Raw genomic sequence first — 17962 nt, 5'->3', positions numbered from 1 at the left:
GTGATGCAGCGACCTTTGACCATTCAGGGAGAAACACATGGCCACCAAGGCTGAGAAGATCGTCGCCGGGCTCGGCGGGCTCGACAACATCGAAGAGGTCGAGGGCTGCATCACGCGCCTGCGCACCGAGGTCGTCAACCCCGACCTCGTCGACGAGGCCGCACTGAAGGCCGCCGGCGCCCACGGCGTCGTCAGGATGGGCACCGCAGTCCAGGTCGTCATCGGCACCGACGCCGACCCGATCGCCGGCGAGATCGAAGACATGATGTGAGCCACTGAGCCACTGAGTGCTCCCGGGCCCCCTCGGGCCCGATCCGCGAAGGCCCTGTTCCAGCCACCGGAACAGGGCCTTCGCACATTCCGGACCGGACCGCCCACCCCCACCGACTACGCTCGACCCATGTCTCGAATCGACGGCCGCACCCCCGAACAGCTCCGCCCGGTCACCATCGAACGCGGATGGAGCAAGCACGCCGAGGGCTCCGTCCTCGTCTCCTTCGGCGACACGAAGGTCTTCTGCACCGCCTCTTTCACCGAAGGCGTCCCGCGCTGGCGCAAGGGCAGCGGCGAAGGCTGGGTCACCGGCGAGTACTCGATGCTCCCGCGGGCCACCAACACCCGCGGCGACCGCGAGTCCGTACGGGGCAAGATCGGCGGCCGCACCCACGAAATCTCCCGCCTCATCGGCCGCTCCCTCCGAGCCGTCATCGACTACAAGGCCCTCGGCGAGAACACCATCGTCCTGGACTGCGACGTCCTCCAGGCCGACGGCGGCACCCGCACCGCCGCCATCACCGGCGCGTACGTCGCCCTCGCCGACGCCATCGCCTGGGGCAAGTCCAAGAAGCTCATCAAGGCCAACCGCGAGCCCCTCACCGGCACGGTCTCCGCCGTCTCCGTGGGCATCGTCGACGGCGTCCCCCTCCTCGACCTCTGCTACGAGGAGGACGTCCGCGCCGACACCGACATGAACGTCGTCTGCACCGGCGACGGCCGCTTCGTCGAGGTCCAGGGCACCGCCGAGGCCGAGCCCTTCGACCGCAAGGAACTCAACGCCCTGCTCGACCTGGCCGCCGGCGGCTGCGCGGACCTCTCCGCACTCCAGAGCCGGGCCCTGGCAACCGTGGCGACCCCCGACGCGTCCTGACGGATACGGGCGCACGGCTTCAACCCCGTGCGCCCGTCCATCCGTCATCCGTTTCGCTCCTCGGGGGAGGACCCGCTCCATGCAGTCGTACGTACGCCGTACCGCCCTTGCTCTCGCGGCCACCGCACTTGCCGCCACTTCCCTCGTGGGCTGCGGCGCCCTCGACAAGGCCATGGACTGCGCCAACACCGCAACCACCATCGCCGCGAGCGTCGACAAGCTCACCCGGGCGATCTCCTCGGCAGCGGACAACCCCCTCCAGTCCCAGCAGGCCCTGAACGACATCGACCGGGAACTCAAGACCCTCGGCGACAAGACCGACAACGCCGACCTCTCCAAGGCGGTCAAGGACCTCGGCACCGGCGTCGACAACGTCCGCAAGTCCCTGGACTCCGGCGACACCACCCCCGACCTGAAGCCGGTCACGGACGCCGCAGCCGAAATCGGCAAGGTCTGCACGCCGTAACGAGGTCGGTAACTTGTTACGCATGACGACCCGCCTCATCCTCGCCACCCGCAACGCCGGCAAGATCACCGAACTCCGCACGATCCTCGCGGACGCGGACCTCGGGTACGACCTGGTCGGCACGGACGCCTACCCCGACATCCCCGACGTCAAGGAAACCGGCGTCACCTTCGCCGAAAACGCCCTCCTCAAGGCCCACGCCATGGCCAAGGCCACCGGCCTCCCCGCCATCGCCGACGACTCCGGCCTCGCGGTGGACGTCCTGCACGGCGCCCCCGGAATCTTCTCCGCCCGCTGGTCCGGCACCCACGGCGACGACAAGGCCAACCTGAACCTCCTCCTCGCCCAACTCGCCGACATCGGACCCGAACACCGCGCCGCCCACTTCGCCTGCGCGGCGGCGCTCGCCCTTCCGGACGGCACGGAACGAGTCGTCTCCGGCACGATGCCGGGCACCCTGCGCGACACCCCCGCCGGCACGAACGGCTTCGGCTACGACCCGATCCTCCAGCCGGAGGGGTACGAGGTGACGTGCGCGGAGCTGTCTCCCACCGAGAAGAACGCGATCTCCCACCGGGGGAAGGCGTTTCGGGCGCTGGTGCCGGTGCTGCGGGAGCTGTTGGGCTGAGGCCTTCGCGTACGAAAACGGCCTGCGAATCATTCCTTCGATTCGCAGGCCGTTGCTGTGCGGCGGAAGGGATTCGAACCCTCAAGCCTTTTCACAGGCCACGGAACCTAACTCCGCTGTGTCGCCACTGCACCACCGCCGCCAGACGACAGACATCGTACCGGGGAGCTGATGGGTGTGCGGTGCGGGTTATGAAGTGGTCGGGTGCTTCTTGCGCTTGCGGCACCACGTCTCCGTCAGGGCGTGGCAATTCGGGCACAGATAGCGAAGGTTCTCGGGGCGATTGTCGAGCCAGTTGCCGTCGATGTGGTCGATCTGGAGCGTGATGACTTGCCCACGCCACTCTCCAGGGTTGTCACAGACGGTGCAGCAGTACGGGACGCCGATCTCCTGCAAGGCGCGGTGGAGCTGAGCTCGGTTCACGCGTGGTGACCCCTCCTCCCGCACCACGAGGACCCTGTGAGCGGTACGCCGGGGTTCGTGCACCTTGGTCACGCGGCGGGCGCGGCGGGTGAAGTGGCTGGTATCGAGATCGAGTTGGAGTGCTTTGCGCTGTATTCGCCGGTGATTGGTGTCGTTGACCTCAAGGTCGAGTGCGCGCATCACGTCTGCGAAGCTGGTGGCCGTCGGAACGACAGCCCGCAGGGCGTGCTCAAGGACTTCTCGTCGCGCGTTGCGGAAGTGGGACATGTCTACGTTCCGGCGGCGGAGCAAGGCTCCCAACGCGGCCCGGGTGCGGCCGTCGTCGGGTATCCCCAGCGCCCGCGCGACTCCACGTACGCTGTCGGTCTGCGTAGCGGCAGCTCGAAGCTCCTCCGTCGTGAACGGCAGCTCCGTCACGGCTCGTCCGCTGCCTTGGAAGTGAGCGACGTCGATCCCTGCTGCCGTGATCCGATGGCTGAGATGCGACAGCGTGCCGGTAGCGGGGACTGCACCGAGTTGGACGGCGACTTCGCGGAGCGTTGTGCAGCATCTGACTGCGACGGCTATCGCTTCGTCGGTGTATTTGCGCTGCCGTTCTTGCTGGAAGTGACCTGTGTCGATTCCGTACTCGGCGACCTTCGCCTGAAGCACACGTCGTCTGCCGCCGGTTGTCTTGAGCCCGAGCCGCCGCATGAGGTCATTCCAGTTCTTGGCCTCGGCAACAGAGCGGGCCAACACGTCCGGCGCGTAGAAATCAGTCACGGCACACCCCCTTGGAGCGGATGAGGTGCGTCATGAGAGCTTCCGCATGGGTGGCGCGGTCTGGGAGCAGGGCCCCGGACAAGTGCGATAGCTCCCGTGGACGGTAGGGGTGTCGCATGACTTCGGCCACGTTGGGCGAAACGGCCACCAACCCCCGCAGCGTCTCGTCGCTGTGCCGCACCCACCGGGTCGGAATGTGCGACGCGTCGATGCCCGCGTCCCGCATCTTCGCCCGCAGATACCGCCTGCTCCCCGCCGTGGCTATCCCCCCGCACAGCCGGACCGCCTCGTCCCAGCTCTTCGCCTCGCGTGCCGCCCGTTCCAGCATCTCGGGCGTGTACCGAACCGCCATGCTCGCCTCCTCGTCCCGGCCGCGCGTTCGCAGCCTCGTACGGAGAAACGAGCCGTTTATCGGATGGTCACGTCCGAAATGCGGAATGCCGTGCCCCAGTTGAACTGGTGCACGGCATTCCGGATACGGGACCGAGCGGAGGCTAGAACTTCGGTTCGCGGGCCTGGGACTCGACCAGTTCCGCCGCCTCTTCCTTCGTCTCGACCGATGGGGGCGAGCCGGCGAGGGGCTTCTGGGCGGTCTCCTTCATGCAGGCCACCGCGATGATGCCGACCAGAGCCGCCGCCATCGAGTAGTAGGCGGGCATAAGGTTGTTGCCGGTCCAGGCGATCAGGCCCGTGACGACCAGCGGGGTTGTACCGCCGAAGATCGACGCCGAGAGGTTGTAGCCGACGGAGAGGGAGCCGTAGCGGACCGAGGTCGGGAAGAGGGCCGGGAGAGCGGCCGACATCGTGCCCAGGAGGCAGACCAGGGACAGGCCCAGCATCAGCAGGCCCGCGATGATTGCCGGGATGCTGCCCTGGCCGAGGAGGAGGAAGGCCGGTAGGGAGAGGACGAAGAAGCCGATCATGCCGGTCATCAGCAGGGGCTTGCGGCCGAAGCGGTCGCTCAGCTTGCCGATCTGGCTGATGATCACCATCAGGAAGGCCATCACGGCGAGGAGGATCAGCAGGCCGTGGGTCTCCGAGTAGCCCAGCTCCTTGGAGAGGTAGGTGGGCATGTAGGAGAGCAGCATGTAGTCGGTGATGTTGTACGCGCCGACCAGGCAGATGCAGAGGATGAGGGTCGGCCAGTAGTCGCGGAAGATGCGGCCGAGGTCGCCCTTGGTGGTCTTCTCGACGGCGTCGGCGGCCTCGGAGGCGCGTGCGTTCTCGGACTCCAGCTTCTGGAAGGCCGGGGTCTCGTCCAGCTTCAGACGGAGGTAGAGGCCGATGAGGCCCATCGGTGCGGCGACCAGGAAGGGCAGGCGCCAGCCCCATTCGCGCATGGCGTCGTTGCCCAGGATCGCGGTCAGTGCGGTGACCAGACCGGCCGCGCCGACGTACCCCGCCAGGGTGCCGAATTCGAGGAAGCTGCCGAAGTAGCCCCGGCGCTTGTCGGGGGCGTACTCGGCGATGAAGGTGGACGCGCCGCCGTATTCACCACCGGTGGAGAAGCCCTGGAGCATCCGGAAGAGGATGAGGAGGACCGGGGCCCAGATGCCGATGGAGTCCCAGGACGGGATCAGGCCGATGGCGAGGGTGCCGATCGACATCAGGATCATCGTCAGGGCGAGGACCTTCTTGCGGCCGATCTTGTCGCCCATCGGGCCGAAGAACATGCCGCCCAGGGGGCGGACCAGGAAGGCCACGGCGAAGGTCGCGAAGGAGGACAGGAGCTGGGCCGTGTCGTTCCCGGAAGGGAAGAAGACATGGCCGAGGGTGACCGCCAGGTAGCTGTAGATGCCGAAGTCGAACCACTCCATGGCATTGCCGAGGGAGGCGGCCTTCACGGCTCTCTTCACGGCCGCTTCGTCGGTGATGGTGATGTCGGACCGGCGCAGGGGCGGGTTCTTGCGGCGGTTCAGGGCCCGGAAGAGGACGCGGTGACGCTTTACCGCCTCGGGGTCCTCGGCCCTCTCGGGGGCGGTCGGCGTCATGTGCAGGTTCCTTTCCTCGGACATGTATCCAAGGGTTTCTTCTGCACAGTCGTGACCGTTGCAAACGGAAGTCCCAGATATCTGGGACTTCCGTCACAGATTTTTAGATCTTCAGGTCCTTGATGATCTTGGCTACGTGGCCGGTCGCCTTGACGTTGTAGAAGGCGTGCTCGACCTTGCCGTCCTCGTCGACCACGATCGTGGAGCGGATCACGCCGGTCACCGTCTTGCCGTAGAGCTTCTTCTCGCCGAAGGCGCCGTAGGACGTCAGGACCGACTTGTCGGGGTCGCCGACCAGGGTGACCTTCAGGGACTCCTTCTCGCGGAACTTCGCGAGCTTCTCCGGCTTGTCCGGGGAGACGCCGATGACGTCGTAGCCGGCGGCCGCGAGGACGTCCAGGTTGTCGGTGAAGTCGCAGGCCTGCTTCGTGCAGCCGGGGGTCAGGGCGGCCGGGTAGAAGTAGACGATGACCTTGCGGCCCTTGTGGGAGGCGAGGGAGACGTCGTTGCCGTCGGCGTCGGGGAGGGTGAAGGCGGGGGCGGTGTCGCCGGGGACGAGGCGCTCGCTCATGGGGACTCCCAGGTGGGGTAGGGGCCGGGTGATGGCTTGAGCGTAATGGGGGTGCCGATGGGTGTGAGTGCGTGGGAGCTGACAGACTGCTCATGACGGAATACCGGACCGGACCACGGAGGCGGCGCAGTGTCGGAAGCCAGGACCCCTGCGCAGATCGAGGCGGACATCGTCCGCAGGCGCGACGAGCTCGCTGTGACGCTCGACGAGATCGGTGTACGGCTGCACCCCAGGACCATCGTGGGCGACGCGAAGGCCCACGTGAGGTCGACTGTCGACGAGAAGGCCGGGCGGGCGTTCGTGGCGATCAACCGCAAGGTCACGGACGTACGGGCGCAGTTCGTGGACGACGAGGGTGCGCCCCGGCTCGACCGGCTGGTGCCGGTGGCCGTGGTCGCGGTGGCGGTCGTGGGGCTGCTGGTCGTCTCCACGCGGCGCCGCAAGGGCTGACCCGCGTCCGGACGGCGGTGGCCGGGGCAGGTAGGTTTCGTGGCGTGAGCGAGAAGACCCACCCCCAGAGCGACCACGACGACAAGCTGCCGATCCGGATGCTGCACGACCGGGTGCTGGTCAAGTCCGACTCGCCCGAGGGCGAGCGCCGTTCGGGCGGCGGCATCCTGATTCCGGCCACGGCTGCCGTCGGCAAGCGGCTCGCCTGGGCCGAGGTGGTAGCCGTCGGGCAGAACGTACGGACTGTGGTGCCCGGCGATCGGGTGCTGTACGACCCTGAGGACCGCGCCGAGGTCGAGGTGCGCGGCACCGCCTACGTACTGATGCGGGAGCGGGATCTGCACGCGGTGGCGTCGGAGCGGGTGTCCGAGGATTCGACCGGCTTGTATTTGTAGAGAGCTGTTTGTAGAGAGCTGTTTGTGGCGGGCTGTTTGTAGAGAGCTGTTTGTTGCGAGCTGTACGTGAGAGGGCCCGGTGACCATCGTCACCGGGCCCTTCTGCTTGCCCTTTGCTACCGTGGGGGGACCCCGACGAGACGCGCCGTACCGGGCAGAGCTGTACTGCAAAGACGACGCACCCCGTGAGTTCGCGTTTCTCGTTCCGGAGGTGCCGTCATGGCATGGGTTCTGTTGGTCGTCGCCGGTCTGCTCGAAGTCGGCTGGTCGATCGGGATGAAGTTCACCGAGGGGTTCACCCGGCTGTGGCCGAGCGTGTTCACCGGTGCCGGGATCGTCGTCAGCATGCTGCTGCTCTCGCAGGCCGCCAAGACGCTGCCGATCGGTACGGCGTACGGCGTGTGGGTCGGTATCGGGGCGGCGGGTGCGGCGGTGGTCGGCATGGTCGCGCTGAACGAGCCGGTCACCGCCGCACGGATCTTCTTCGTGTGTCTGCTGCTGGTCGCCGTGGTGGGGCTGAAGGCAACTTCCGGTCATTAGAAGGTAGTTGGGCCGGCCGGGCTGCCCGTTTCAGTTTCCTCCCGGGCGGCGGGCGGCGCCGTTGCCGGCCGTGTCGTCGCCGTCGTCACCGCCCCCGTTTCCGCCGCCGATCAGGCCGCCGACCGGGTTGGTGGTGCCGCCGGTGTCGTCGCCGCCGTCCGCGGTTCCTCCGATGATCCCGCCGTCGGTCGCACCGCCGGTGTCGCCGCCGCCGGTGGCCGCTGCTCCGGTGGCGCCGCCGGTCTGGTCGCCGCCCGTGGTGTTGCCGCCGGTGGCCGCGCCTCCGGTGCCGGTCTGGCCGCCCTGCTGCCGGCCGCCGTCCGTGGTGGCACCGCCGGTGTCGGCGCCGGGGTCCTGGCCCGCGGTGTCGCCTGGCGTGGGCCGGACGGGCTGCTGCTGGGTGGGCGGGGGTACGACCGGGGCCTCGGCGCCCTCCTCCAGCTCCAGCTCGAAGTCCTTGGCCTCCTTGCCCTTCAGGGCGGCGGCCGTGTACTGCGCCCAGGTCTCGGCGGGGGCGCCGCCGCCGTTGACGCGCTGCTGGCCCAGCGCCCCGTACAGCGGGGTCTGGACGGCGGTGTCGGGGTCGGCGCCCATCACGGCGACGACCGTCGCCAGGTCCGGGGTGTAGCCCGCGAACCAGGCCGCCTTGTCCTCCTCCGCGGTGCCGGTCTTGCCTGCGGCGGGACGGCCCGCCGCCTTGGCGGCCGCGCCCGTACCGCCGTCGACGACGCTCTGCAGGATTGAGGTGGTGGTGTCGGCTGCGGCGCGCGAGACGACCTGCTTGACCTCCTGCTTGGGGAGGGGGAGGTCGGTGCCGTTCTTGGAGATCTTCTCGACGATCGAGTACGTGCCGCGCTTGCCGTGGTTGGCGAGGGTCGCGTACGCCTCGGTCATGTCGAGGACGCTCGCGGTGGCGACGCCGAGCGAGATCGAGGGGTAGGCGTTCAGCTCGGGCGTCGTCTCGGGGAGGCCGAGGGTCACCGCGGTGTCCTTGACCTTCGCGGGGCCGACGTCGACGGCCATCTGTGCGTAGACGGCGTTGACGGACTTGTCGGTCGCGGTGCGGACGGTGATCTGCCCGTAGGAGCGGTCGTCCTCGTTCTCCGGGGCGAACGGGATGGAACTGCCCACGACGGCCCGCTTGTTGGTGCCGTCGTACGTGGTGTTGGGGGTGATCGGGACGCCGGACTGGGTGGTCGAGCCGTTCTCGACGGCCGCGGTGAAGACGAACGGCTTGAAGGTGGAGCCGACCTGGAAGTCGCGGCGGGTCGCGTTGGAGACGTACTGCTTGGTGTAGTCGATGCCACCGTACATGGCGACGACCTTGCCGGTGGCCGGGTCGATGGAGGCGCCGCCGACGCGTACGTTGCGGTCGGCCTTGCGCTTCTTGGCGTCGGCCTTCTTCATGACGTTGTCCTCGACGGACTTCACGAAGGCGTCCTGGCGGGGCTTGTCCAGGGTGGTGGTGATGCGGTAGCCGCCGGTGTTGAGGGTCTCCTCGTCGATGACCTTGTTGTCGGTGAGGTAGTCCTCGACGGCCTGCACGATGTAGCCGCGCTGTCCGGAGAGCCCGGCGGCGGGCCTGGCCTGCTGCGGCTGCGGGAACTTGATCTTCGTCCGGGCCGGCTGCGTGAGCCAGCCCTCCTTGACCATGCCGTCCAGGACGTAGTTCCAGCGGCCGAGTGCCTTGCCGCGGTTCTCGGGGTGGGTGGCGACGTCGTACGCGTTGGGGGCGTTCAGCAGCGAGGCGAGGTAGGCGCCCTCGGGGGCGCCGAGGTCCTCGACGTCCTTGCCGTAGTAGGCCTGGGCCGCGGCCTGGATGCCGTACGCGTTGCGGCCGAAGTAGCTGGTGTTGAGATAGCCCTCCAGGATCGAGTCCTTGGACTCCTCCCGGTTGAGCTTGATCGCGATGAAGAACTCCTTCACCTTGCGGGTGACGGTCTGCTCCTGCGCCAGGTAGTAGTTCTTCACGTACTGCTGGGTGATCGTCGAACCGGACTGCTTGCCCTTGCCGGTGAGGGTGTTCCAGGCGGCGCGGACCATGGCCTGCGGGTCGACGGCGGGCTCGCTGTAGAAGCCGCGGTCCTCGGCGGCGAGCACGGAGTGCTGGACGGCCTTGGGGATTTGGGCGAGTTTGACGTTCTCCCGGTTGACCTCGCCGTCGCGGGCGAGCGGGGTGCCGTCGGCGTACAGGTAGACGTTGGACTGCGCGGTCGCGGTGTCGTTCGCCCTGGGGATCTTGACCATGGTGTAGCCGGCCACGAAGGCGCCGCAGAGCAGGAGTGCGACCAGCAGGAACGTGGTGAGCAGCATGCGCCAGGTGGGGATCAGCCGGCGCCAGCCCTTGCGCTTGGGGCGCTTGGGCTTCTTGCCCTTCTTGCCGCTCCCTGAGGCCGCCTGCCCGCCGTCGGGGTCCGAGGCGTCGGGGTTCGAGGCGTTGGGGCCCGAGGCGTCGGGGTTCGAGGCGGAGTCCGGGCCCGGGACGGAGGGGTCCCGGGGGGCCCAGCCCGGCGGCTGCTGTGGCTCGTCACTCATGCCTGTGAAGACTCCTCGGGCGCGGCCAGAGGTTCACACTCCGGCATAACAGTGTCGTATCGGGCGATTCGCTTGCGCCTCCATAAAACACCGTGCATTACCGCGATTCGTATTCGTCCTCGCACTCGGCGAGTAATCACTCGCGGACGGTGACCCCGTTGGGCTAGGGTCGTGCGCTTTGGTGCCGGAAGCGGGCGGCGGGCCAAGTGGCACAACGAGTGAGGGGGTGGGGGAGGTGCGGGTGCGGCAGATGCGGGTGCGGGAAGGGCAGTTGCGGGAGAGGCGAGTGCGGGAGGGGCGGGTGCGCTGGCGGTTGTACGCGCTGGTGGCGGCCGGCGGCTTCCGCAGGTACGCGACGTACCGGGCGGCCACGGTGGCGGGAGTGTTCACCAACACCGTCTTCGGGTTCATCCTCGCGTACGCCTACACCGCGCTGTGGGGCGAGCGTCCGGGCCTCGGCGGGTACGAGCTGCCGCAGGCTCTCGCGTACGTGTGGCTGGGCCAGGCCCTGCTGGCCGCCGCCTCGTTGATGGGCGGCGGCTTCGAGAACGACCTGATGGAACGCATCCGCACGGGTGCGATCGCGACCGACCTCTACCGCCCCGCCGACCTCCAACTCTGGTGGCTGGCAAGCGACTTGGGGCGCGGCGTGTTTCAACTCCTGGGCCGCGGGGTGATCCCGATGGTGGCCGGGGCGCTCGCCTTCGAGGTGGCGCTGCCGCCGTCGGGAGGGGTGTGGGTGGCGTTCCTCGGGTCGGTGGTGCTCGCGCTGGTGGTGAGCTTCGCGCTGCGGTACCTGGTGGCGCTGAGTGCGTTCTGGCTGATGGACGGGGCGGGGGTGGCGCAGCTCTCCTGGCTGGCCGGAATGTTCTTCTCCGGGATGCTGCTGCCGCTCACCCTCTTCCCCGGGGTGCTCGGCGAGGTGGCGCGGGCACTGCCGTGGTCCTCGCTGCTCCAGGTGCCTGCGGACGTGTACCTGGGCAAGCGGACGGGCTGGGACCTGGCGGGTGCGTACGCCTTCCAAGCGGGCTGGGCGGTCGCGCTGTTGGTGTGCGGGAGGCTGTTGCAGGGGGCGGCTACGCGGCGGGTGGTGGTGCAGGGTGGCTGAGGGGGGTGAGGTGGCTGAGGTGGCTGAGATGCGTGGGGCAGCTGCGGAACTGGTCGTACCGGTACGGGGCCGGGTGGCGCTCGCGCGGGACGGGCTGCGGGCGTACGGGCTGATCGCGGCGATGTGGATCCGCTCGACGATGGCGTACCGGGCGTCCTTCGTGATGACGACGCTGGGCAACTTCGCGGGCACCGGGCTGGACTTCGTCGCCGTACTGCTGATGTTCCAGCACGTCGACAGGCTCGGCGGCTTCTCGCTCGGCGAGGTGGCTTTCCTGTACGGGCTGGCGGGTGCGGCGCTCGGATTCGCCGACCTCGCGATGGGAACGATGGGGCGCCTGGGTGAGAAGGTGCGCGACGGCACGATGGATGTACTCCTCGTGCGGCCCGCGCCGGTGCTCGCGCAGCTCGCGGCGGACCGGTTCGCACTGCGCAGGCTCGGGCGGACCTCGCAGTCGCTGGCGGTGCTGGCGTACGCGCTCGTACAGCTGAACGCGGTGGACGCGGTGGACTGGACGCCGCTCAAGGTGCTGCTGGTGCCGCTGACGGTGCTGAGCGGCGGGGTGATCTTCGCGGCGGTGTTCACGATGGGAGGCGCGTTCCAGTTCTGGGCGCAGGATGCGGCGGAGGTGCAGTCGGCGTTCACCTTCGGGGGGAACGCGCTGCTCCAGTACCCGCCGACGGTGTTCGCGAAGGACCTTGTGCGGGGCGTCACCTTCCTCGTACCGCTCGGGTTCGTGAACTGGATTCCGGCGATGTACGTGCTGGGGCGGCCGTATCCGCTCGATGTGCCGGAGTGGTTCGCGTTCCTGTCGCCGGTGGTGGCGGTGGGGTTCTGGGTGGTGGCGGGGCTGTTGTGGCGGGCGGGGCTGAGGTCGTACCGGAGTACGGGGAGCTGAGGGCGGAGTGGGAGCTGTGGGCACAGGTGATCTGATCGAGCTGGAGGGCGTCGAGAAGGTCTTCGACGTACGGCGTAAAACGGGCTTTATGCGACGGGAGAAACGGCAGGTCAGAGCCGTCGACGGGATCAGCTTCACGATTCCGCGCGGTGAGATGGTCGGCTACATCGGGCCCAACGGGGCGGGCAAGTCCACCACCATCAAGATGCTGACCGGCATCCTCACCCCGAGCGGCGGCCGGCTGCGCGTCGCGGGCATCGACCCCTCCCGCGAGCGGACCCGTCTCGCCCAGCGCATCGGCGTCGTCTTCGGTCAGCGCACGACCCTGTGGTGGGACCTCCCGCTCAAGGATTCGTACCGTCTGATGCACCGGATGTACCGGATCCCCGACGACAGGTTCGCCGCGAACATGGCCCGCTGTGTCGAACTCCTCGACCTGGCCGAGCTGTTGGACGTGCCCGTACGCCAGCTCTCCCTCGGCCAGCGGATGCGCGGCGACATCGCGGCGGCCCTGCTGCACGACCCCGAGGTCCTCTATCTCGACGAGCCGACCATCGGCCTGGACGTCGTGTCGAAGTCCAAGGTCCGCGAATTCCTCCGCGACCTGAACACCGAGAACGGCACCACCATCCTCCTCACCACTCATGACCTGACCGACATCGAGCAGCTGTGCAAGCGCGTGATGGTCATCGACCACGGGCGGCTGATGTACGACGGCGCGCTCGCGGGGCTGCACGAGGTGGGGGAGAGCGAACGCACCCTGGTGGTCGACCTGGAGCACGAACTCCCGCCTGTGGAGACCGACTTGGCGCGGGTGGTGAAGGTGGAGGGCCCCCGGCAGTGGCTCGCCTTCCCGGCGTCGGTGTCGGCGGCGCCCCTGGTGGCCCAACTGGCGGCCAAGTACCCCCTGCTCGACCTCTCGGTGCGGGAGCCGGACATCGAGGCGGTGATCGCGAAAATGTACGCAGGCGGGGCGAGCGGGGCAACAGGCGCCCGGCTAGGCTGACTCGTATGACCAGTGACCTTCCCGAACTCCGGGCATCGGACGCCGACCGCGAGCGGATAGCCGAGGTGCTGCGCGACGCGGTCGCCGAGGGGCGGCTCGACATGGAGGAGTTCGACGAGCGGCTGGAGGCGGCGTACAAGTCACGCACCCAGGGCGAACTCCAGCTCCTCGTAAGGGACTTGCCGGTGTCAGCGGGGGCGGCGCCGGCGGTACTCCCCGCTCACGGGGCGAGCGGATCCGCTGGGGAACTGACCACTTGGGCCGGCCGGGTGGGAGTCCCCGCCACCTCCAAGGGCGCGTTCGCCTTCTGGGGCGGGTTCAAGCGGTGGGGCCAGTGGAGCGTGGCACGCCGCTTCACCGCGTTCGCGATGTGGGGCGGCGGCGAGATCGACCTGCGCGAGGCGCGCTTCGAGGACCGCGAAGTGACGATCCGCTGCATCGCGATCATGGGCGGAATGGTGGTCAAGGTCCCACCGGAGCTGACCGTCCAGGTCTCCGGCCTCGGCATCATGGGCGGCTTCGACGACAAGGCCACCGGCCAGGGCACCCCGGGCTCCCCGACCGTCCGCGTCACGGGCTTCGCCCTGATGGGCGGCGTAGGAGTGGACCGCAAACTCCGCAGGTCGGACAAGCAGCGCCTGAGGGCTGAACGACGCAAGGAACTGGACTGAGGCGGGCGGAGACGGGCTGCCCCTCCCCTCCACCGCTGTGGGCATGCGCGGCCCCTCCCTCCACCGCTGTGGGCATGCGCGGCCCCTCCCCCCACCGCTGTGGGCAATCGTTCCGCTGGGCGGAACGGGTGGGCACAGCGGAACCCCTCGCTCCGGGTAGGAGCACCCCCGCCCCCACCCGCACCAACAACGCAGCCGCACGGGCCCGCACAACCCCCGCCTCAGGGGCTGGCCCTGCGGGACCGCACCCCGGTGCGCCCCCGCACAGCACGCCCGCACACCCCCCCGTCCCCTCAGTACCGCACCGAAGCCTGCGCCCCCACCCCCGCCTCGCTCCCCTTCCCACTCCGTACCTGCGTCCCGCCCTTCAGTACCCGCAGGTCCATCCACTGACCCATCCGCCGGTACCCCTCGTCGCTCGGATGCAGATGGTCCCCGGAGTCGTACGCCGTCAGCAGCCGCGTCGGCGCGTACGGATCCCGGACCGCCCGGTCGAAGTCCACGACCGTGTCGAACACCCGCCCCGCCCGGATCTCCTCGTTCACCGCGTTCCGTACGCTCTCCAGCTCCGGCGTCCAGGACGAATGCCCGCCGAACGGCAGCAGCGTGCCCCCGACCACCCTCTGCTGCCGCGCGTGCCCCTGCCGTACGAGCTCCCGCAGCCCCGCCACGATCCGCGCCGGATCCCGCTCGTGCGGCGGCGCGATGATGTCGTTTATCCCCAGCAGCACCACGGACACCCGGACCCCGGGCCGGTTCGCCGCGTCCGCGCCGAACCGGGAGAGCCCGCTCGGCCCGCGATTGTCGCTGAGCAGCCGGTTTCCGCTGATGCCCTGGTTCAGGACGCCGTAGTGCGGCGCCCCGGGTTCGGCCCGCAGCCGGTCGGAGAGCACGTCCGGGTACCGCCGGTTGGCGTCGACCGTGGACGTCATCCCGTCCGTGATCGAGTCGCCGAAGAGCACCACGGCCCCGTCCGCGTCCGGGTTCAGCACCTCGACGCCGGTCACGTAGCGCCAGTTGTTGCTCCGGCTGCGGTACGCGCCGCCCGAGGGGTCCTCGGTGTGGTCGCCGACCGCGGTGTACCCGGTCTGCCGGGAGTGCGGGTGGTACGTCACCGGGCCGCTCGGCACCGGGGAGAAGAGGGTGACCAGGAGCTCGGCGTCGTACGGCACCTTGATCGCCGTACGGTCACCGACGACCGACCCGCCGGCCGGAATGGTCACGTACGGCTTGCCCCGGAAGGTCACGGGCCGCATGGTGCCGGGTTCGGCGGCCGGGGCGCCTGAGGCCGCGGCGACGGCGATCGACGCGTGCGAGAGGACCAGTGGTGTGGTGCCGAAGCGGTTGGAGAGGGTGATGCGGGCGCTGGTTCCGCCGATGCTGGTGTGCACGACGTTACGTACGGAACGCCCGGGGAGTCCGTGCGGAGCACGCGGATCCGGGCCGACGGGGGAGGCGGACCAGGTGCCGATCCACTGGCCGACGGCGGCGGGCCGCAGCCCCGTACCGTTGCCGTGCCGGCCTCCGTCTCCACGGTCCTGCCGCGCGTCGCGCCCCTCGCGCGGGGGGCCGTCGCCGGTCATCAGCCCGGTGAGGGCGAAGATGCCGCAGGAGATCAAGACGACCACTGCTGCCAACCCGGCCAGCAGGGCATAACCATTGCGCCTGGTCATGCGGTGGGGGACTCCTCATCATCATTCGAACTGATCACCATGATGCGCCATGACGTCGGGAAGGGAGACGTCGGGAACTCCAGGTGCGTTCCGGGAGTAGGTCAGGTAGGGACATTGCGTACGGGTCTTCACGTACGTACGTCATGCACGACATCGACATCGACATCGACATCGGCACGGGTTCGGGTACGGGCGGCAGCGCCGTCACTGGCACGGGCGAGCGGAGTGGGCGGAGCGGATGGAACGTACAGACAACGGTGCGACCGAGCGGGAGGCACGCGGGGGGCCTGATCGGCGTGAGGGGCCGGAGGGGCGCGAGGGGCCGGAGGGGCGCGAGGAGCGCACGACCGGCCCCTCACTCTCCGCAGCACGCCCCGGCCCTTCGAAAGGCGACTCCTCCCTCAGCGCCCCCTCGCCAGAGGCTGCCCGCTCCACCCCCCGCCCACCCTTCGCCTTCAGCGAGGCGGACGAGGAGAAGCGCCAGGGCGTCCGCCGCATGAAGACCACGGCGACCGGCCTCCTCGTCCTGGTGGCCCTGATCTACGTCCTCGCCAAGTGGGCCCAGCACAGTGGCTTCACGGGCTGGCCCGGCTATGTCGCGGCGGCGGCGGAGGCGGGGATGGTGGGTGCGATGGCCGACTGGTTCGCGGTCACGGCGCTGTTCAAGCACCCGCTCGGCATCCCCATCCCGCACACCGCGATCATCCCCACCAAGAAGGACCAGCTGGGCGTCTCGCTGGGCTCCTTCGTGGGCGAGAACTTCCTCTCCGAAGACGTGATCAAGGCCCGCCTGGCCCCCCTCGACATGGGCGGCCGCCTGGGCGCCTGGCTCGCCGAACCCGCGCACGCGGACCGAGTCACCGAAGAACTGGCCACCGCGCTCCGCGGCGCGCTCACGGTCCTGCGCGACTCCGACGTACAAGCCGTCGTGGGGGAGGCCATTACCCGCCGCGCGGACGCCGCCGAGATCGCCCCCGGCCTGGGCAAGGCCCTCGACAAGGTGGTCGCGGACGGCGCCCACCACCGCGCCGTGGACCTGGTCTGCACCCGCGCGCACGACTGGCTCGTCGAGCACGGCGACTCCGTCATGGACGCGGTCCAGGGCGGCGCCCCCGGCTGGACCCCCCGTTTCGTGGACCGCAAGATCGGCGACCGTGTCTACCGCGAGCTCCTCCGGTTCATCACCGAAATACGGGACATGCCGACCCACCCGGCCCGCGGCGCCATCGACCGCTTCCTGTCCGACTTCGCGACCGACCTTCAGTCCGACTCCGACACCCGGGCCCGTACCGAACGCATCAAGTCCGAGATCCTCAACCGCCCCGAGGTCCAGGACGTCATCGCCTCGGCCTGGTCCGCGGTCCGCTCGATGATCATCGCCGCGGCCGACGACGACCAGTCCGAACTCCGCCTCCGAGTCCGGGCCTCCCTCATCTCCCTCGGCACCCGCCTGGCCACGGACGGCCGCCTCCAGCGCAAGCTCGAAGGCTGGGTGGAGGGGGCGGCGGTCTACGTCATCACCACGTACCGCTCCGAGATCACGTCCCTCATCACGGACACGGTCGCGGGTTGGGACGCCGACCACACCTCACGCAAGATCGAGGCGCACATCGGCCGCGACCTCCAGTTCATCCGTATCAACGGAACGGTGGTGGGAGCGCTGGTGGGGCTGCTGATCTATACGGTGTCGACGGCGTTGGGCGCGTAGATCGCGGGGCTACGGGGGAGGGGGCGGGGCGGCACGGGAAGTCCCGTGCCGCCCCGCCCCCTCTCCCTCTATCGCTACGCGCCGCAGCTCTTCTTGCCGCCGCACCGCGTGGCAGCCCAAGAAGCAGCAGCCACCCCACCCGCCACAGCGGACACCGCAGGCCAGGCCCCCACCTTCTTGGCCAACGGGTGCGACCCGGCGAACCCGGCCACGTACAGCCCGGTCAGCCCGGCCGCGACCTTCCCCCCGGCCTCCTGCTGCCACTGCCGAGCGGCCACAGCCCCGGCGGCAGCCAGCGCCACCCCGCCCAACGGCCGCTTCTTGGTCCAACGGGCAACCCCGTAGCCCCCCACCAACCCGGTAGCGGCAACGACGGATGCGGGCACCTTGGCCATGACTACTGCCTCCAGTTCTGCTGCGCCACCGAGGACGCAAGCCTCTCCCACCGAGGCTAACGACCGCCCCGGACGGCCGGGATCCGGGCCCCTCCACGCGCTCCTCACGACGGACGAGCGCGCTAGTCACGCAGAGCCACCCGCAGGGCTGGTTCGGGACATGCGCCAGAACCGGAGCTGACCGCTCGTAGTTATGTCAGCTCAATGGTTCAAACGAGCAGGGGTGGCCTGATGCAGATCACCGCTACACACAAGAAGTGAGCAGCGAGTCATGGTGAACGCGAATCAACCGCAGGAACGCCGGCGACTCCTCAAGGGCATCGCCTTCGTGGCGGGCCTGCTCGGATCACTCGCGTTCTTCGGACTCTTCCCGGGGCTCCCGCATGTGATCGACGGCGGGGCGATTCTGGTGTCGGTGGGAGTGGGGGCACTGGCCGGCTGGGCGTACGGACGGAGGCTCGGCAGGTCCGATGGGTCTGACGGGACCGGCATGACCGACGGGACCGACGGGCCCGGCAGGTCTGACAGGTCTGCCAGGTCCGACGAGACCAACAGGACCGGTTGAGCCGCCTCCCCCCCCGGGTGCTGCCGCTGC

The 17962-nt window shown here is 69.2% G+C and carries 20 protein-coding genes, 1 tRNA gene and 1 riboswitch; of the genes, 13 read left to right on the top strand and 8 right to left on the bottom strand.

Annotation, left to right across the window (positions count from 1 at the left end; translation table 11 throughout):
- Positions 1 to 37 precede the first annotated feature (37 nt).
- The 4 genes from AB0D18_RS03195 to rdgB all read left to right on the top strand — a co-directional run bounded on the left by AB0D18_RS03195 (position 38) and on the right by rdgB (position 2241).
- Complete coding sequence (locus tag AB0D18_RS03195) at positions 38 to 271, top strand: PTS glucose/sucrose transporter subunit IIB (protein ID WP_362411779.1); 234 nt, start codon at positions 38 to 40, stop codon at positions 269 to 271.
- Positions 272 to 400: 129 nt separating this feature from the next.
- On the top strand, positions 401 to 1147 hold the full coding sequence (gene rph / locus AB0D18_RS03190; protein WP_362411776.1) for a ribonuclease PH: 747 nt from the start codon (positions 401 to 403) through the stop codon (positions 1145 to 1147).
- A 79-nt stretch (positions 1148 to 1226) separates the two neighbouring features.
- Positions 1227 to 1613: a hypothetical protein gene (locus AB0D18_RS03185; RefSeq protein ID WP_362411774.1), complete on the top strand. Its 387-nt coding sequence runs from the start codon at positions 1227 to 1229 to the stop codon at positions 1611 to 1613.
- Positions 1614 to 1635: 22 nt separating this feature from the next.
- A complete protein-coding gene (rdgB, locus tag AB0D18_RS03180) occupies positions 1636 to 2241 on the top strand; it encodes an RdgB/HAM1 family non-canonical purine NTP pyrophosphatase (RefSeq protein WP_362411771.1) in 606 nt (201 codons plus the stop codon).
- A gap of 58 nt (positions 2242 to 2299) precedes the next feature.
- Here rdgB and AB0D18_RS03175 read toward each other — a convergent pair.
- The 5 genes from AB0D18_RS03175 to bcp form a co-directional block, all read right to left on the bottom strand.
- Positions 2300 to 2383 (bottom strand) — tRNA-Leu (locus AB0D18_RS03175).
- Positions 2384 to 2430: 47 nt separating this feature from the next.
- The gene (locus AB0D18_RS03170; RefSeq protein WP_362411768.1) at positions 2431 to 3426 is read right to left on the bottom strand and encodes an HNH endonuclease; all 996 of its coding nucleotides are present in this window, start codon (positions 3424 to 3426) and stop codon (positions 2431 to 2433) included.
- Positions 3419 to 3778 carry a hypothetical protein gene (locus tag AB0D18_RS03165; RefSeq protein ID WP_362411765.1) on the bottom strand — a complete coding sequence of 120 codons (360 nt, stop codon included), beginning with the start codon at positions 3776 to 3778 and terminating at the stop codon, positions 3419 to 3421. The genes AB0D18_RS03170 and AB0D18_RS03165 overlap by 8 nt, the downstream gene beginning before the upstream one ends.
- Positions 3779 to 3920: 142 nt before the next feature.
- Entirely contained in the window at positions 3921 to 5417 is a 1497-nt protein-coding gene (proP, locus tag AB0D18_RS03160) for a glycine betaine/L-proline transporter ProP (protein WP_362412165.1), read from the bottom strand.
- 103 nt (positions 5418 to 5520) lie between these two features.
- Positions 5521 to 5988 (bottom strand): thioredoxin-dependent thiol peroxidase, encoded by a 468-nt coding sequence (gene bcp / locus AB0D18_RS03155; RefSeq protein WP_362411762.1) that lies wholly within the window; start codon positions 5986 to 5988, stop codon positions 5521 to 5523.
- Between the two features lie 129 nt (positions 5989 to 6117).
- Here bcp and AB0D18_RS03150 point away from each other — a divergent pair, with 129 nt between their 5' ends.
- The 3 genes from AB0D18_RS03150 (at position 6118) to AB0D18_RS03140 (ending at position 7373) form a co-directional block, all read left to right on the top strand.
- Positions 6118 to 6438: a DUF3618 domain-containing protein gene (locus tag AB0D18_RS03150; protein ID WP_362411760.1), complete on the top strand. Its 321-nt coding sequence runs from the start codon at positions 6118 to 6120 to the stop codon at positions 6436 to 6438.
- Positions 6439 to 6536: 98 nt separating this feature from the next.
- Positions 6537 to 6833 carry a co-chaperone GroES gene (locus tag AB0D18_RS03145; protein ID WP_362412162.1) on the top strand — a complete coding sequence of 99 codons (297 nt, stop codon included), beginning with the start codon at positions 6537 to 6539 and terminating at the stop codon, positions 6831 to 6833.
- A gap of 104 nt (positions 6834 to 6937) precedes the next feature.
- Positions 6938 to 7016, top strand: a riboswitch (guanidine-III (ykkC-III) riboswitch).
- 36 nt (positions 7017 to 7052) lie between these two features.
- Positions 7053 to 7373 carry a multidrug efflux SMR transporter gene (locus AB0D18_RS03140; RefSeq protein WP_362411757.1) on the top strand — a complete coding sequence of 107 codons (321 nt, stop codon included), beginning with the start codon at positions 7053 to 7055 and terminating at the stop codon, positions 7371 to 7373.
- Positions 7374 to 7403: 30 nt separating this feature from the next.
- Here the strand turns inward: AB0D18_RS03140 and AB0D18_RS03135 are convergent, their stop codons facing one another.
- Positions 7404 to 9908 carry a transglycosylase domain-containing protein gene (locus AB0D18_RS03135; protein WP_362411754.1) on the bottom strand — a complete coding sequence of 835 codons (2505 nt, stop codon included), beginning with the start codon at positions 9906 to 9908 and terminating at the stop codon, positions 7404 to 7406.
- A gap of 250 nt (positions 9909 to 10158) precedes the next feature.
- On the opposite strand from AB0D18_RS03135, the gene AB0D18_RS03130 reads away from it, so the two are divergent.
- From AB0D18_RS03130 to AB0D18_RS03115, 4 genes are read left to right on the top strand one after another with little or no spacing between them, the layout of a single operon-like run.
- A complete protein-coding gene (locus tag AB0D18_RS03130) occupies positions 10159 to 11016 on the top strand; it encodes an ABC-2 family transporter protein (RefSeq protein WP_362412159.1) in 858 nt (285 codons plus the stop codon).
- 28 nt (positions 11017 to 11044) lie between these two features.
- Positions 11045 to 11914 carry an ABC transporter permease gene (locus AB0D18_RS03125; protein ID WP_362412156.1) on the top strand — a complete coding sequence of 290 codons (870 nt, stop codon included), beginning with the start codon at positions 11045 to 11047 and terminating at the stop codon, positions 11912 to 11914.
- Between the two features lie 16 nt (positions 11915 to 11930).
- A complete protein-coding gene (locus tag AB0D18_RS03120) occupies positions 11931 to 12920 on the top strand; it encodes an ATP-binding cassette domain-containing protein (protein ID WP_362411751.1) in 990 nt (329 codons plus the stop codon).
- Between the two features lie 5 nt (positions 12921 to 12925).
- Positions 12926 to 13591 (top strand): DUF1707 domain-containing protein, encoded by a 666-nt coding sequence (locus AB0D18_RS03115; protein WP_362411748.1) that lies wholly within the window; start codon positions 12926 to 12928, stop codon positions 13589 to 13591.
- Positions 13592 to 13884: 293 nt separating this feature from the next.
- On the opposite strand, the gene AB0D18_RS03110 is transcribed toward AB0D18_RS03115, so the two are convergent.
- Positions 13885 to 15264 (bottom strand): SGNH/GDSL hydrolase family protein, encoded by a 1380-nt coding sequence (locus AB0D18_RS03110; RefSeq protein ID WP_362411745.1) that lies wholly within the window; start codon positions 15262 to 15264, stop codon positions 13885 to 13887.
- A gap of 238 nt (positions 15265 to 15502) precedes the next feature.
- Between AB0D18_RS03110 and AB0D18_RS03105 the strand changes: the two genes are divergently transcribed.
- Positions 15503 to 16972 (top strand): DUF445 family protein, encoded by a 1470-nt coding sequence (locus AB0D18_RS03105; RefSeq protein WP_362411742.1) that lies wholly within the window; start codon positions 15503 to 15505, stop codon positions 16970 to 16972.
- Between the two features lie 74 nt (positions 16973 to 17046).
- Here the strand turns inward: AB0D18_RS03105 and AB0D18_RS03100 are convergent, their stop codons facing one another.
- Complete coding sequence (locus AB0D18_RS03100) at positions 17047 to 17367, bottom strand: hypothetical protein (RefSeq protein ID WP_362411739.1); 321 nt, start codon at positions 17365 to 17367, stop codon at positions 17047 to 17049.
- Between the two features lie 271 nt (positions 17368 to 17638).
- On the opposite strand from AB0D18_RS03100, the gene AB0D18_RS03095 reads away from it, so the two are divergent.
- Complete coding sequence (locus tag AB0D18_RS03095) at positions 17639 to 17932, top strand: hypothetical protein (RefSeq protein WP_362411736.1); 294 nt, start codon at positions 17639 to 17641, stop codon at positions 17930 to 17932.
- The last annotated feature ends 30 nt before the right edge of the window (positions 17933 to 17962 follow it).

The sequence above is a fragment of the Streptomyces sp. NPDC048442 genome (assembly GCF_040651475.1).
Classification (GTDB): Bacteria; Actinomycetota; Actinomycetes; order Streptomycetales; family Streptomycetaceae; genus Streptomyces.
Note: the sequence above shows the minus strand (reverse complement) of the source record. Positions and strands in the feature narration are given on the sequence as shown.